Genomic DNA, 14,938 nt, shown 5'->3' with positions numbered 1-14,938 from the left:
GGCGCGTTCGATAGGCATACTGGCGGCATGAGGCCGGTGATTCTGTGACTGCCGTGGATGTGGGAATGCCGTCCGTGCGCGGGGGGACCGACGACGTATCGGACCGCCCCGACGTGCCCGACCTGCTCGACCGCTTCGGGCGCGTCGCACGGGACCTGCGCGTCTCCATCACCGAAAAATGCTCCCTGCGCTGCACCTACTGCATGCCCGAAGAAGGCCTACCCCCGATCCCGCGCGAGCAACTGCTCACCACCGCAGAAATCGTGCGCCTGGTCGGAGTCGCCACCGGCCGACTCGGCGTACAGGAAGTGCGGTTCACCGGCGGTGAACCCCTCATGCGCCGCGACCTCGAAGACATCATCGCCGGCTGCCGCCGCATCGCCCCCGACGTGCCCCTGGCGCTGACCAGCAACGCCGTCGGACTCGCCCACCGCGCACAGGGCCTCCGCGACGCCGGACTGTCCCGCATCAACATCTCCCTCGACACCGTCGACCGCGATCATTTCGCCCGGCTGACCCGCCGCGACCGACTCGACTCGGTCCTCGCAGGCATCCGCGCGGCCAAGACCGTCGGATTCACTCGGGTCAAGGTCAACGCGGTCCTCATGCCCGAAACCCTCGACGGCGCCGCCGACCTCCTGCAGTGGTGCCTCGACGAAGGCGTCGAACTGCGGTTCATCGAGGAGATGCCCCTCGACGCCGACCACGAATGGGCGCGGACGAACATGGTCACCGCACAGCGTCTGCTCGAGGTGCTCGGTGCCCGCTTCACTCTCACCGAGACCGCCCGTGAGGACCCGTCGGCTCCCGCGGAACGGTGGTCCGTCGACGGGGGCCCCGCGACGGTGGGGATCATCGCCTCGGTGACCCGGTCGTTCTGTTCGGACTGCGACCGCACGCGTCTGACGGCGGAGGGCACCGTACGGTCGTGCCTGTTCAGTGATCGGGAGACCGATCTGCGGGCGGCGATCCGTGGTGGTGCGACCGACGACGAGCTTGCCGCGTTGTGGCGCGGCGCGATGTGGAACAAGTGGGCCGGACACGGCATCGACGCGGCGGATTTCGTTCCGCCGGAACGCAGTATGGGAGCAATCGGTGGTTGATCAGATGACCGGGATCGAGGTGCGGTACTTCGCGGCGGCAGCCGACGCCGCGGGACGGGAGAAGGAGACGGTCGACCTCGCGGTCGGCTCCGACCTGGCAGCACTGCGCGCGGCTCTGATCGAGCGACACGGCGCCGACATGGAACGGGTCCTGTCGGTCGCCGCGTACCTCGTCGAACCGGGAGCGGGGGGTGGCGAACTCACCCGAGATCTGACCTACCCGGCGGGGGCGAAGGTGGACGTGTTACCGCCCTTCGCCGGCGGGTAGCGCTCAGCGCCACCAGGTGTCGTACGGAGTGACCGGCACCGTCCGCTTGTGCCTCGTCGCGAGGAACATGCGCTCGACCTTTTCTGCCACCTCCGCGGTGACGTCCTTGCCTTCGAGGTAGTCGTCGATCTCGGCGTAGGTCATGCCGAGTGCGACTTCGTCGGGCAGGGCCGGCCGATCGTCCTCGAGGTCTGCGGTCGGAATCTTCTTCCACGTCGTCTCCGGCGCACCCAGTTCGCGTAGGAGCGCCGCGCCCTGTCGCTTCGTCAGACCGGTGAGCGGGGTGATGTCGACCCCGCCGTCCCCGAACTTGGTGAAGAAGCCGGTGACGGCTTCTGCCGCGTGATCTGTGCCGACCACCAGGTAGCCGAGCTGGCCCGCAATCGCGTATTGCAGCATCATGCGCTCGCGGGCTTTGATGTTGCCGCGGACGAAGTCGCGGAGTCCGGTCTCGGGTCCGAGGAGCTCTCGGATGCCCTCTGCAGCTTCGGCCGCCGTCGCGTCGGCACCGGGCTTGACGTTGACGCGGAACTCGCGGTCCGGCCTGATGAAGTCGAGTGCGATCCGCGCATCGTGTTCGTCGGCCTGTTCACCGTAGGGGAGGCGGACAGCGACGAACTCGGCCTCGTGCCCGTCGGAGCGCAGTGACTCCGCCGCGAGCTGCACGAGGCGACCCGCCAGGGTGCTGTCCTGTCCTCCGCTGATTCCGAGCACGAAGCCTCTTGCCGGGGTGCTGCGCAGGTAGTCCGCGAGAAACTGCACGCGCGCGTCGATTTCGGCCCGCGGGTCGAGGGTGGGTCGGACTCCGAGTTCATCGATGATGCGATCGCGAAGATTCTCCATGCGGGAACTCTAGGTCATGTCGCCGACGTGCGATGAGCCGCGATACGGTGCGGGAAACTGGTTGTTGCTGCACCGGGTGGTGCGCGCGCAACCGATCGGACCGGGAAGGGCAGCGTATGAAGGGGATTCTCGTCGTATCCGCGACGAAGGCCGAAGCGGCGCATGTGGCAGACCGGTACGACGTCCTGATCACCGGCATCGGGAAGGTCACCGCGGCAGTTGCGGTCACTGCGGCGCTTGCGCGCTACCCCGAAGACGCACGGCCGCTCGTCGTCAACATCGGTACGGCGGGTGCGCTGCACGGTCATCACGGCGGACTCTACGTGCCGTCGACGGTGATCAATCACGACATCAGCAGCAAGGTGCTGCGCAGTCTCGGGCATCCGGTCGAGGACGAACTCTCGGTCGATGAGGGTGACGGCACCGTCCTCGCGACGGGCGACACGTTCGTCTCCGACGCAGAGGTCCGTGACGCGTTGGCAGCGCGTGCCGATCTCGTCGACATGGAAGGGTTCGCGGTGGCGTCCGCTGCGTGCCATATGGGGACGCGAGCGCGGTTGGTGAAGTACGTCAGCGACCACGCCGACGAGTCGGCAATGGACTGGCCGAAGCAGATCGACGTCGCCGGACGGGCCCTCGCACAGTGGCTCGAGGAGCGGTTCTGACGACACTGGTTCCGACGACACTGGGGCCTAGCGGGCGCGGTAGCCCAGCCCATCGACACCGTTCGACGCGGTGAGTGTCATCTCGGCCCCGTCGATCACGTAGGTCGTTTCACCCGAGAGGACCGCGAGGACGTGGTTTTCGATCTCGGTGAGTTCGGGGTCGGTGCACGCGGCGCGGGTGGTCGCCAGCGGACCGAACACGATGGTGCCATCGCTGACTTCGGCGGTTCCGGTGAACCGGTTGCATCCGGTGCTGCCCGAGACCTGTCCGTCCTCCGTGACCACCAGTTCAGGGGCGGTCTCATCCAGCGCGGCCGACGACATGACCGCGTCGGAGGTGCGCACGGTTGTGACGAACCATTCGGTTCCGCTGATCGGCCGGTCGGGGTCGACGACCTTCTTGTCGGTGAGAAACACCGTCGTTCCGTCACCGGTGAGGGTGAGCGCGTCGCCGTCGAGGCTCCACTGCGGAGACTCGGCGACGAGGGAACTCAGCCATCCGTCGGCTCCGTCGCGAGGGGGCGGGCACGCCATCATCGTGCTCGCAAGATCAGGGGAACGCAGGGTGCTGTCAGCGAGATCGACCGCACCGGCGAAGCGGTTGCACCCGGCGGTCGCGGCGAGTCGGCCGGGTTCCGGGAATTCCACGACGAGTGGCCCACCGCCGGGAATCGGACTGCCGTTCACCTCGGTCGAGATGAACGTGCGACCGGTGAGATCGTCGGCAGAACCGGATCCGGAGGGATCGGATGCGCCGGTGCTGCATGCGGAGACAGCGACTGCCACGGAACACAGCGCTAGGAGGCCGAGGATGCGAGTCATCCGCTCACGCTACGTGGAGTGTTCTGCACTCGGGTTCATCTGGACTACTCGGTGCTCGGAATACCGTCGCCGGTGACGACCCTGTGCGCGAGGTCGGCCCAGTTGTCGGCGAGTTCTTTCAGCGAATGGCCGAGCTCGCGCCACTGGTACAGGATCAATCCGGGGTCGAGTGCGGCCAACAGCGAGTGGGCGAGCAGGCCGGACCGGGTGCCCATCCCGATCGTGCGCAGGAGCATTTCGAGGTGGATGAGCGAGACCTGCCTGGGAGCGTTGCCGTGGCGGGTCTCGACGGAGCTCTCCGCCGCGCGGAGGAGTTCGCCCTGGACTTCGACGAGTTCGATGCGCGCCCGGCCGAATGCGATCAGCCGCGCGATCGGCGCGGCGTCGGGCCCGAGCGGGGGAGGACCGTACATGCAGGCGTACTGGAATGCGGACTCGCTGTGATCGAGGAGCGCAGCCATGAGTCCCGCACGTGAGCCGAAGCGACGGAACACCGTTCCCTTGCCGACGCCGGCGCGCGCTGCGAGGGCGTCCATGGTCACCGCGTCAGGTCCGCGTTCGGCGACGAGCATCGCGGCGGCGTCGAGGAGGCGCTGTCGGTTGCGTGCGGCGTCGCACCGTTCGGTGCTTTCGCTGGCCATGGGTAGCGGGGTGTTCACAAGGTCACACTTTATCCGACCCGGAATGGAATCGGACCGCAGTCCGGTTATGCTCGGCGTAGTTGCTTCCCAGATTTTAAGGATCCGATCATGGCCCAGACCCGAGTTCTCGCCCTCGTCGGCAGCCTCCGTACCGCAGCTGTCACCCGCCAGCTTGCGGAGACCGCCGTCGCAGTTTCGCCCGACGAAGTCGAGGTCACCGTGTACGAGGGCCTCGCAGAGGTCCCCTTCTACAACGAAGATCTCGACGGCGAGACCGTTCCGGCCGCTGCTGCTGCGCTGCGCGATGCTGCCGCGGACGCGGACGCGTTTCTGCTCGTCACGCCCGAGTACAACGGCACCATCTCTGCCGTTCTCAAGAACGCCATCGATTGGCTCTCCCGGCCGTACGGTGTGGGCGCGATGACAGGCAAGCCGGTCGCTGTCGTGAGTCAGTCGCCGAGCCAGAACGCAGGCAAATGGGCGCTCGAAGACACGACGAAGGCTGCCGGTATCGCCGGTGGCAAGGTCATCGAGGGTGGATCACTCACCATCGGAGAGACCTTCGGTAAGTTCGGCGAGGCGCATGCCAAGGAGCACGCTCAGACCGCCGAGCAGATCTCTGCCGTGGTGGTCGCGCTCGCCGATGCGAAGGCAGCTCTCGCCAGCGCCTGATCATGACTTTCGCATGGGAACGGGCCGGAAACCTCAGAGGCTTCCGGCCCGTTCCCATGTCGATATCGGAGCGCGTCGCCGCCGGGTGCTGGGTCAGCCGAGCGCGTCGACGATGCGATCGATGACGTTGGTCGCGCTGTAGTAATCGAGACGGAAGCTGTCGTAGCCGAGCGCGTAGACGGCGTCGTTCTGGACCGACTTCGTGTTGGCCAGCGTCGGATCGGTCTTCAAGCGGTCGGCGTCCTCCGGTAGGGCGTTGATGATGAACGTGTTCGCTCCGGTCAGCGCCAGCGACAGGTTCTCGGTCGCCACGGCGATGATGTCCGAGCGTCCCGCAGCGGCTGCTCCTGCCGTCTCGGGAACGGACGCGATCTCGAATCCCAGCCGGGTGGCGAGGCGGCCCTGAGCGGACTCGCCGGTGAAGACCCGGGAATCCTCTGGGGAGTTGTAGGTGAGGATGCTCACCGTGTTCTCCTCGGCGAGTGCGGGTGCGATCGCGGTCTTCGCTTCGTCGACCTTGGTGTCGAACTCGTGAAGAAGCTCGTCCGCCCGCTCCTCTGCGCCGACGGCCTCGGCCATCTGCACCGTCAGGTCCTGCCACGACTTGTCCGAGTAGTCGTAGACGAGGGTCGGTGCAATCCGGGAGAGAAGTTCGACCTGATCGAGGGTGGAATCTGCACCGCTCGACGAGACGACGATGAGATCCGGTGTCGCTGCGGTGATCGCCTCGATATCGGGCTCGCCCTGGTAGAGGGTCTCGACGTCGCGGTCGGCTGCGATATCGGCCCATTGTGTGAACAGGCCGTTCTCGTCGGTGACTGTGCTCGGCGGCTGCGCGGCGGTGCCGTACAGCGGTGCATCGAGGGCGAGCAGGGTACCGGTGAGGGTCACGCTCGTCGACACGATCCGTTCGGGTTGGGCATCGAGGGTGACGGGGCCCTCGGAGGTCTCCACGGTGCGCGGCCATTCCCCGCTCGATTGGGTGGCAGGCTCGAAGCCTCCTCATTCGACTCGGTACCGGACGAGCACGCCGTCATGGTGACTCCGAGTGCCAGGGCGCCGGCGGCCGCCACCAGGCGGGCGCCGCGACTACGGCGGCGGTGCAATGTTGTGGACAAGATCTTCCTCCTGCGTGCTGATGCCGAGACCGGCATTGCAATCCTACGGTTAGGCCAGCGTTACCTAAATCACGGGGTTGCCATGGCTCGATATCTGCGATTCCGCCGGCAAACGATTGGAACGAGTCGCCGACGGGAATGCCCAGTGCACAGCCCACCGTTCGGAAGGTTCGCTCATGGCAACGGAAAACGTATCGGCCTCCGTCTCGAACGGATACGAGCGCGACATAGTGCTCCATGTCGACGGCGCAGAACGGCGCGTCAGGGTCGATGTGCGTACCACTGTTCTCGACGCGCTTCGCGATCGTCTCGACATCATCTCTGCAAAGAAAGGGTGCGATCACGGTCAGTGCGGGTCGTGCACCGTACTGCTCGACGGCCGCCGTGCCGTGGCCTGTCTCGCTCTCGCGGTCTCCCACGAGGGGGCGCATATCGTCACTGCCTCCGGGCTGTCCTCCGAGGGCAAGTTGCATCCACTTCAGCAGCGGTTCATCGACGACGATGCGTTCCAGTGCGGGTACTGCACGCCCGGTCAGATCTGTTCTGCAGTCGGGATGCTCGACGAGGCTGCGCACGGAAGTCCCAGCTACGTCACCGAGGATCTCGACTCGACTGTCGCTCTCGACGGCAACGAGATCCGTGAGCGAATGAGCGGAAATCTGTGCCGGTGCGGGGCATATCCGAACATCGTTGCTGCGATCGCCGAGATCGCGCGAGAAAGACCGGGCGTATCGACCGGAGGGCGCGAGTGATGAAGCTGTTGCGCTACGAACGGGCTACGGACCCAGCCGGTGCGGTCGCGCTCGTCCATGACAACCCCGATGCCACATTTCTTGCAGGAGGGACCAATCTCGTCGACAACCTGAAACTCGGAGTCGAGACACCTGGCCTGCTGGTCGATATCTCGCGACTGTCGCTCGACGACATCGTCGACGCTGCGGACGGTGGCGTCCGCATCGGCGCCAACGTGCGGAACAGCGATCTCGCCGCGCATCGGGTGGTGCGGCGGCGCTATCCGATGCTGGCCCGTGCGTTGCTCTCGGGCGCTTCGCCGCAGCTGAGGAATTCGGCGACCACGGGAGGCAACCTTCTGCAGCGCACCCGGTGTGTGTACTTTCGTGACCTGTCGACGCCGTGCAACAAGCGCGAACCCGGCAGCGGATGTTCGGCCCTCGGCGGCTACACGCGGTATCACGCGCTGTTCGGGGCGTCCGATCGATGCGTCGCGACCCACCCGTCCGACATGGCGGTGGCGATGCTCGCTCTCGATGCCGAAGCCGTCGTCCTCGGTCCGGAAGGGGAACGGGCCATCCCGATCGAAGAGTTGTACCGACTGCCCGGGGACACACCCGAACTCGACACCACTCTTGCCCGCGATGACCTCGTTGTAGGCGTCCATATTCCCGCACCGCAGGGTAGTGCCTCTGACTACCGCAAAGTGAGGGATCGCGCAGCGTTTGCGTTCGCCCTGGTGTCGGTCGCGGCGGAACTGACCGTGAGCGACGGTGCGATCAGTGGTTGCCGACTCGCGTTCGGTGGAGTGTCGCACAGGCCATGGCGTGCACACCGTGCCGAGGAGATGCTGCTCGGGCAGTCCCCGAGTGACGAGGCGTTCACCGCGGCGGCGGACGCCGAACTCGCCGCCGCCCGGCCGGTCGACGGGAACGCCTTCAAGGTGACGTTGCTTCGGCGCACCGTCGTCGCTGTACTGCGCGACCTCGCCCACCGCATCTCTCGGGAGGAGTTCGCATGAGGCGCCTCGAAAACCGTGCCATCGGCACGTCGACTGCACGGGTGGACGGATCGAGAAAGGTGACGGGAACCGCGCCGTATGCATACGAGCATCACGTTTCCGATCCTGCGTATCTCGTACCTGCGACCGCGACGATCGCGCGCGGCCGTGTGCAGACCATCGACACGGTAGCGGCACGGGCGGTTCCCGGAGTGCTGGCTGTGCTCTCTCCCTTCGATGCCCCACGTCTTACCGCCGAAGCGGAAGGCGAGTATTTCGTCCTTCAGAGCCCGGATGTCCTGTATCGGGGGCAGATGGTTGCGGCTGTGATCGCGGAGACGCCCGAAGTGGCCAGGCAGGCTTGCGATCTGTTGATCATCGACTACGCGCCGCAGCCGCATGATGTGGCATTTCGGCACGATCACCCGGCGATGTATGCGCCGGAGAAAGCCAATGGCGGTTATCCCGCAGACAGCGAACGCGGCGACGTCGACGCTGTGTTCGATACTGCTGAGATCGTTGTCGACCAGTGGTATTCGACCCCCGAGGAACACAACAATCCGCTCGAACCACACACGGTGGTGGCGTTGTGGGAACACGACGAGTTGACACTCTACGATTCGACTCAGCACCCGCACGGAGTGGTGGACGCACTCGCGCCCGTTCTGGGTATCGATCCCGCGCAGATCCGCGTGATCTGCCCGTATATCGGTGGGGGATTCGGATCGAAGGGCGCGCCCCATGCGCATGACGTGCTCGCCTCCATGGCCGCACGCATGCTACCGGGACGCGCGGTGAAGTTCGCGGTCTCACGACAGGACATGTTCGGCTACGTCGGATACCGAGCCCCGACGTCGTCACACGTGCGTATCGCGGCCGATCGCAACGGCAGGCTCGAGGGAATGATCCACGAGGCATACACGCAGTCGTCGCACGTCGCGGAGTTCGTCGAGCAGGCCGCGGTGTCGGCCAGAAGCCTGTACCGGGTACCGAACCTGAGGACCGCCCACCGGGCGGTGGCATTGGACGTGCCCGCGCCGTTCTGGATGCGGGCTCCCGGTGAGGCACCCGGGATGTACGCCGGGGAAGTTGCGATGGACGAACTCGCGACCGCGTGCGGAATCGACCCGATCGAACTGCGTATTCGCAACGAACCCGAGGTGGACCCGGAGACCGGGGCGACGTGGTCGTCGCGGAGGCTGGTCGAGTGCCTCCAGGAGGGTGCACGACGGTTCGGCTGGGATCCGGACGATCGCGAACCAGGGCTTCGACGTCACGGGCGGTGGCTCACCGGCACGGGTGTCGCGGTCGCCACATATCCGCATATGGTCAATCCCGGCTCGGGAGCAACGATCCATCACGAAGGCGACGACCGGTTCATTGTGCGGATCGCTGCAGCGGACCTGGGGACAGGTGCGTGGACGGCCTTGACCCTCATTGCCGCTGACGCGCTCGGCTGCAACGTGGAGAACGTGCGCGTCGAGATCGGCGACAGCGCGTTGCCCAACGCGACCGTCGCCGGAGGGTCGTCGGGTACCTCGTCGTGGGGCACCGCGATCGTCACGGCTGCCGAGGAATTCCGGAAACGATTCGGAGACCGACCCGAAGCCGGCGCCGAGGTGACAGCGACGGCAGGGGAGAATCGAGAGCTCGAGCATCACCGTGCTCAGTCGTACGGCGCACATTTCGTGGAGGTCCACGTCGATTCCGACACCGGTGAGATCAGGGTGCCGAGAATGCTGGGAATGTTCTCCGTGGGGCGGGTGATCAATCCCCGCACGGCCCGCTCCCAGTTCATCGGGGGAATGTGCTTCGGCATCTCGATGGCGCTGTTCGAGGAAAGCGTTCGTGACGATCGCTTCGGGCACGTCGTGAATCACGATCTGGCCGAGTATCACGTGCCCACCCACGCCGACATCGGCGAGGTCGACGCCGGGTGGCTCGATGAGGACGATATGCGGGCCACACCAACGGGGTCGCGAGGCGTCGGGGAGATCGGCATCGTCGGGAGTGCAGCTGCTGTCGTCAACGCGTTGTGGCACGCGACGGGAGTTCGGGTGAGAGATCTGCCCGCACGCCTCGAGGACGTGTTCCAGGCGCTGCCCTGACCGCAACGGTGACGCGTCCCACCGCACTTGTCGGTGGATCGCGTCACACTGTGTGGAAACGCCCGTGAAAGGCGGTGCCGACACGCCGCTCGAGCACCTGATCCGAAGGCGGGAAAGTCAGGCGACCTGCGAATATCAAGAATGTAACTCACAACATCCTGGGTTCTATGTATCCGTCGGGCACAAGGTGTAGTGTCTAGACCGTTGGAAGCCCACAACGTGATCGATCCCTCGGGGAAGTGGGATCGAGTTGGTTCGATGGGCGTTCCTCCGTCGCGCAGCAGTCAGTCTTCCGGCCGGTCAGGGCCGTGTGAAAGAGGGGTTTTCATGAGCATCACCGTCTACACCAAGCCTGCTTGCGTCCAGTGCAATGCCACCTATCGTGCCCTCGACAAGGCCGGTATCGACTACTCGGTCGTCGACATCTCCGAGGACCCCGAAGCCCGCGATTACGTGATGGCGCTGGGCTACCTCCAGGCGCCCGTTGTGGTGGCCGGCGAGGATCACTGGTCGGGGTTCCGTCCCGATCGCATCAAGGCGCTTGCGGTCGCAGCCTGACCCCACGCGGCCCGCCGCGGCAGTACGACCACCGCAATCCGGACCGGTCTTCACAATCGACCGAAAAGTTGGTGAGTACCGATGACCTCGCAGGGATCAACCCCGGGGACGTCTCTGGTCTACTTCTCGAGCGCATCCGAGAACACCCACCGGTTCGTGCAGAAACTCGGGATCCCGGCAATCCGGATCCCGCTGCACGACCGCGGGGTCGCGTTCGAAGTTCACACTCCGTACGTATTGATCCTGCCTACGTACGGGGGCGGCACCAACATCACGGGTCGCGACACGAATTTCGTGCCCAAACAGGTGATCCGATTCTTGAACAACGAGCACAACCGGAGTCTTATTCGCGGGGTGATCGCGGCAGGAAACACCAATTTCGGTGAATCGTTCTGTTTCGCGGGCGACATCGTCTCGCGAAAGTGCAAGGTGCCGTATCTGTATCGGTTCGAATTGATGGGCACAGCCGACGACGTCGAGCGCGTTCGAGATGGTCTCGCGCAATTCTGGGGGCAGAGCCTCCGGACGGCATAACGCACAGGCGGGCTGCGGCCCGCAGTTCTCGAGTACCGCGCGCCCGCCGGCTGCGCGGCTGATTTCATACCTTCCGATATGTAGGGGCAGCACTGTGACCATTACCGATCCTGCTCGGACGACGAGCGCAGCGGCAGACGAGTCGCTCGACTACCACGCACTCAACGCGATGTTGAACCTGTACGGCCCGAACGGCGAGATCCAGTTCGACAAGGATGTGGCCGCCGCACGCCAGTACTTCCTGCAGCATGTCAACCAGAACACAGTCTTCTTCCACAACCTCGACGAGAAGCTCGACTACCTCGTAGAGGAGAAGTACTACGAGCCCGAGGTTCTGGACAAATACTCGCGCGACTTTGTCAAATCACTGTTCCAGCAGGCGTATTCGAAGAAGTTCCGCTTCCCGACGTTCCTCGGTGCATTCAAGTACTACACCTCGTACACGCTCAAGACGTTCGACGGCAAGCGATACCTCGAGCGTTTCGAGGACCGCGTGTGCATGGTGGCGCTGACCTTGGCCGACGGCGACGAGATCCTCGCCCGGCACCTCGTCGACGAGATCATCTCCGGCCGTTTCCAGCCGGCGACCCCGACCTTCCTCAACTCCGGCAAGATGCAGCGCGGCGAGCCCGTGTCGTGCTTCCTGTTGCGCATCGAGGACAACATGGAGTCGATCGGTCGCTCGATCAACTCGGCGTTGCAGCTGTCGAAGCGCGGTGGTGGAGTTGCCTTGCTGCTCACCAATATCCGTGAGCACGGTGCGCCGATCAAGAAGATCGAGAACCAGTCGTCGGGTGTCATCCCGATCATGAAGCTGCTCGAGGATTCGTTCTCGTACGCCAACCAGCTCGGTGCCCGTCAGGGTGCCGGTGCGGTGTACCTGCATGCGCACCACCCCGACATCTACCGCTTCCTCGACACCAAGCGTGAGAACGCCGACGAGAAGATCCGCATCAAGACGTTGTCGCTCGGTGTCGTGATCCCCGACATCACGTTCGAGCTGGCGAAGCGGAACGAGGACATGTACCTCTTCTCGCCGTACGACGTCGAGCGCGTCTACGGTGTGCCGTTCGCCGACATCGATGTCACTGAGAAGTACTACGAGATGGTCGACGACAAGCGCATCCGCAAGTCGAAGATCAAGGCACGCGAATTCTTCCAGACGGTCGCGGAGCTGCAGTTCGAGTCCGGTTACCCGTACGTCATGTTCGAGGACACTGTCAACCGCGCGAATCCCATCGCGGGCAAGATCACCCATTCGAACCTGTGCTCCGAGATCCTCCAGGTCTCGACGCCGTCGGAGTTCAACGACGACCTGTCCTACAGCCATGTGGGCAAGGACATCTCGTGCAACCTCGGCTCGCTCAACATCGCGAAGACCATGGACTCACCTGACTTCTCGCAGACCATTGAGGTCGCGATCCGTGGCCTGACCGCGGTTTCCGACCAGACGAGCATCGCGTCGGTGCCGTCGATCGAGAAGGGTAACAACGAGTCCCACGCCATCGGCCTCGGCCAGATGAACCTGCACGGCTACCTGGCGCGCGAGCGCATCTTCTACGGCTCGGCCGAGGGTATCGACTTCACGAACATCTACTTCTACACGGTGCTGTTCCACGCGCTGCGCGCATCGAACCGCATCGCCATCGAACGCGGCACCCATTTCAAGGGGTTCCCGGAGTCGAAGTACGCGTCGGGTGAGTTCTTCGACAAGTACACCGAGCAGGCCTGGGAGCCGGAGACGGATCGCGTGCGCGCCCTGTTCGCCGACGCAGGCGTAACCATCCCCACCCAGAGCGATTGGCGCGAGCTGAAGGCGTCCGTGCAGGAGCACGGCATCTACAACCAGAACCTCCAGGCCGTTCCCCCGACCGGATCGATCTCGTACATCAACAACTCCACCAGCTCCATCCACCCGGTGGCGTCGAAGGTCGAGATCCGCAAGGAAGGCAAGATCGGTCGCGTCTACTACCCCGCGCCGTACCTGACCAACGACAATCTGGACTACTACCAGGACGCGTACGAGATCGGGTACGAGAAGATCATCGACACCTACGCGGCGGCCACGCAGCACGTCGACCAGGGCCTGTCGCTGACTCTGTTCTTCAAGGACACGGTCTCCACCCGCGATGTGAACAAGGCCCAGATCTACGCGTGGCGAAAGGGAATCAAGACGTTGTACTACATCCGCCTGCGTCAGATGGCCCTCGAAGGGACCGAGGTGGACAACTGCGTCTCCTGCATGTTGTGACCTCTGTCGAGACAGTCCTTGCACCAGCACACAATTCAGGTAGGTAACCGATGACTGCAGCAGCGCACACGCCGGCCGACGGCACACGCGTCAAGCTGATCGACCGCGTCTCCGCGATCAATTGGAACCGCGTCCCCGACGAGAAGGACGCCGAGGTGTGGGACCGCCTCACCGGTAACTTCTGGCTGCCCGAGAAGGTGCCGGTGTCCAACGACATTCCGTCGTGGGGCACGCTCACCGAATACGAGCAGCAGCTCACCATGCGGGTGTTCACCGGCCTGACTCTGCTCGACACGATCCAGGGCACCGTCGGTGCCGTCTCGCTGATCCCCGACGCGGTCACGCCGCACGAGGAAGCGGTGTTGACGAACATCGCGTTCATGGAGTCGGTGCACGCCAAGAGCTACTCGCAGATCTTCTCCACGCTCTGCTCGACTCGCCAGATCGACGATGCGTTCCGGTGGTCGGAGGAGAACGAGAACCTGCAGCGCAAGGCGCAGATCATTCTCGACTACTACCAGGGCGACGATCCGCTCAAGCGCAAAGCCGCCTCGACGCTGCTCGAGTCCTTCCTGTTCTACTCGGGCTTCTACCTGCCGATGTACTGGTCCTCGCGGGCCAAGCTCACCAACACCGCCGACGTGATCCGCCTGATCATCCGAGACGAGGCGGTGCACGGCTACTACATCGGTTACAAGTACCAGAAGGGCCTCGAAAAGGTTTCGCAGGCAGAGCGTGACGAACTCAAGGAGTGGGTCTTCGATCTGCTGCTGGAGCTGTACGACAACGAGACCCACTACACCTCGGACCTGTACGACGAAGCGGGGCTGACCGAGGACGTCAAGAAGTTCCTGCGCTACAACGCCAACAAGGCGCTGATGAACCTCGGCTACGAGGCGCTGTTCCCGAAGGACGAGGCGGACGTGAACCCGGCGATCCTGTCGGCATTGTCCCCGAACGCCGACGAGAACCACGATTTCTTCTCGGGGTCGGGAAGCTCGTACGTGATCGGCAAAGCTGTCGTCACCGAAGACGAGGACTGGGACTTCTGATTCCCGTGTAGAAGCCCCACATACCGACATGCACCCCCTTCCGCCTGGAAGCGGGTGCATGTCTGTAACGGTTGCAGGAGTCCCGAGGGGGCTGTCAGGGGGAGCGGAACCACGCTTCCCTGCGGTCCGCGAGCGCTTTCTCCAGGCGCAGGGCTGACGTTGTAGCGAGAGGCGTCGGCAACTCGTCCGGCGCGAACCACGCCACCTCGAGATTCTCGTCGTCGGCGACCCGGGCCGACCCACCGGTCGCGCGCATCACGAACGAGACGTCCAGATATTGCGCGACGTCTCCGTTGGGATAGGTGATCGGCTCGGTGACGTCGACGCTCGTGAGCCGGAGAATCTCGGCGTCGACCCCGGTTTCCTCCGCCACTTCGCGGACCGCCGCAGCGGCCGGCTCCTCACCGGGCTCGAGAATGCCCGACACCACCGCCCACTTGCCGTTGTCGGCGCGGCAGGTGAGCAGGACGCGCCCGTCATCGTCGAGGACGATTGCGCTCACCCCAGACAACCACAGCGGGTCATGGCCGACGTGAGTGCGGAGGGCAGCGACGAAATCAGGGATGGGCAT

The 14,938-nt window shown here is 64.6% G+C and carries 16 protein-coding genes; 11 read left to right on the top strand and 5 right to left on the bottom strand.

Translation table 11 applies throughout. From position 1 onward, the window contains the following. Positions 1 to 44 precede the first annotated feature (44 nt). Both moaA and MWU77_RS09480 read left to right on the top strand, forming a co-directional pair. Positions 45 to 1,103 carry a GTP 3',8-cyclase MoaA gene (moaA, locus tag MWU77_RS09485; protein WP_169685995.1) on the top strand — a complete coding sequence of 353 codons (1,059 nt, stop codon included), beginning with the start codon at positions 45 to 47 and terminating at the stop codon, positions 1,101 to 1,103. Positions 1,104 to 1,107: 4 nt separating this feature from the next. Next, positions 1,108 to 1,371, top strand: coding sequence for a MoaD/ThiS family protein (locus MWU77_RS09480; RefSeq protein ID WP_169685997.1), 264 nt, complete (start codon positions 1,108 to 1,110; stop codon positions 1,369 to 1,371). 3 nt (positions 1,372 to 1,374) lie between these two features. Here the strand turns inward: MWU77_RS09480 and nadE are convergent, their stop codons facing one another. Then, complete coding sequence (gene nadE, locus MWU77_RS09475) at positions 1,375 to 2,214, bottom strand: ammonia-dependent NAD(+) synthetase (RefSeq protein ID WP_169685999.1); 840 nt, start codon at positions 2,212 to 2,214, stop codon at positions 1,375 to 1,377. Positions 2,215 to 2,330: 116 nt separating this feature from the next. Between nadE and MWU77_RS09470 the strand changes: the two genes are divergently transcribed. Beyond that, positions 2,331 to 2,879, top strand: a complete 549-nt coding sequence (locus MWU77_RS09470) for a nucleosidase (protein WP_247273527.1) — start codon at positions 2,331 to 2,333, stop codon at positions 2,877 to 2,879. A gap of 27 nt (positions 2,880 to 2,906) precedes the next feature. Here the strand turns inward: MWU77_RS09470 and MWU77_RS09465 are convergent, their stop codons facing one another. Both MWU77_RS09465 and MWU77_RS09460 read right to left on the bottom strand, forming a co-directional pair. After that, the gene (locus MWU77_RS09465; RefSeq protein WP_247273526.1) at positions 2,907 to 3,701 is read right to left on the bottom strand and encodes an META domain-containing protein; all 795 of its coding nucleotides are present in this window, start codon (positions 3,699 to 3,701) and stop codon (positions 2,907 to 2,909) included. Between the two features lie 44 nt (positions 3,702 to 3,745). Next, entirely contained in the window at positions 3,746 to 4,342 is a 597-nt protein-coding gene (locus tag MWU77_RS09460) for a TetR/AcrR family transcriptional regulator (protein ID WP_169686820.1), read from the bottom strand. Positions 4,343 to 4,450: 108 nt separating this feature from the next. On the opposite strand from MWU77_RS09460, the gene MWU77_RS09455 reads away from it, so the two are divergent. Then, positions 4,451 to 5,014, top strand: coding sequence for an NAD(P)H-dependent oxidoreductase (locus MWU77_RS09455; RefSeq protein ID WP_169686005.1), 564 nt, complete (start codon positions 4,451 to 4,453; stop codon positions 5,012 to 5,014). 93 nt (positions 5,015 to 5,107) lie between these two features. Here MWU77_RS09455 and fepB read toward each other — a convergent pair whose 3' ends face one another. After that, positions 5,108 to 5,968, bottom strand: a complete 861-nt coding sequence (gene fepB, locus MWU77_RS09450; protein ID WP_247273525.1) for a Fe2+-enterobactin ABC transporter substrate-binding protein — start codon at positions 5,966 to 5,968, stop codon at positions 5,108 to 5,110. Between the two features lie 340 nt (positions 5,969 to 6,308). Here fepB and MWU77_RS09445 point away from each other — a divergent pair, with 340 nt between their 5' ends. The 7 genes from MWU77_RS09445 (at position 6,309) to nrdF (ending at position 14,367) form a co-directional block, all read left to right on the top strand. Next, positions 6,309 to 6,884, top strand: a complete 576-nt coding sequence (locus MWU77_RS09445; protein WP_169686007.1) for a 2Fe-2S iron-sulfur cluster-binding protein — start codon at positions 6,309 to 6,311, stop codon at positions 6,882 to 6,884. After that, entirely contained in the window at positions 6,884 to 7,885 is a 1,002-nt protein-coding gene (locus MWU77_RS09440; RefSeq protein ID WP_169686822.1) for a xanthine dehydrogenase family protein subunit M, read from the top strand. Before MWU77_RS09445 ends, MWU77_RS09440 begins: the two co-directional genes overlap by 1 nt. After that, complete coding sequence (locus MWU77_RS09435) at positions 7,882 to 9,972, top strand: xanthine dehydrogenase family protein molybdopterin-binding subunit (protein ID WP_169686009.1); 2,091 nt, start codon at positions 7,882 to 7,884, stop codon at positions 9,970 to 9,972. The genes MWU77_RS09440 and MWU77_RS09435 overlap by 4 nt, the downstream gene beginning before the upstream one ends. 327 nt (positions 9,973 to 10,299) lie before the next feature. Further along, positions 10,300 to 10,530, top strand: a complete 231-nt coding sequence (locus MWU77_RS09430) for a redoxin NrdH (protein ID WP_169686011.1) — start codon at positions 10,300 to 10,302, stop codon at positions 10,528 to 10,530. An 81-nt stretch (positions 10,531 to 10,611) separates the two neighbouring features. Beyond that, positions 10,612 to 11,064 (top strand): class Ib ribonucleoside-diphosphate reductase assembly flavoprotein NrdI, encoded by a 453-nt coding sequence (nrdI, locus tag MWU77_RS09425; protein WP_169686013.1) that lies wholly within the window; start codon positions 10,612 to 10,614, stop codon positions 11,062 to 11,064. Positions 11,065 to 11,158: 94 nt separating this feature from the next. Beyond that, positions 11,159 to 13,315 (top strand): class 1b ribonucleoside-diphosphate reductase subunit alpha, encoded by a 2,157-nt coding sequence (gene nrdE / locus MWU77_RS09420; RefSeq protein WP_169686015.1) that lies wholly within the window; start codon positions 11,159 to 11,161, stop codon positions 13,313 to 13,315. Between the two features lie 50 nt (positions 13,316 to 13,365). Continuing rightward, entirely contained in the window at positions 13,366 to 14,367 is a 1,002-nt protein-coding gene (gene nrdF, locus MWU77_RS09415; protein WP_169686017.1) for a class 1b ribonucleoside-diphosphate reductase subunit beta, read from the top strand. 94 nt (positions 14,368 to 14,461) lie between these two features. Here nrdF and MWU77_RS09410 read toward each other — a convergent pair whose 3' ends face one another. After that, complete coding sequence (locus tag MWU77_RS09410) at positions 14,462 to 14,938, bottom strand: NUDIX domain-containing protein (protein ID WP_169686019.1); 477 nt, start codon at positions 14,936 to 14,938, stop codon at positions 14,462 to 14,464.

The sequence above is a fragment of the Rhodococcus sp. F64268 genome (genome assembly GCF_023015605.1).
Taxonomy (GTDB): Bacteria; Actinomycetota; Actinomycetes; order Mycobacteriales; family Mycobacteriaceae; genus Rhodococcus.
This window is presented reverse-complemented; position numbering and strand designations above follow the sequence as displayed.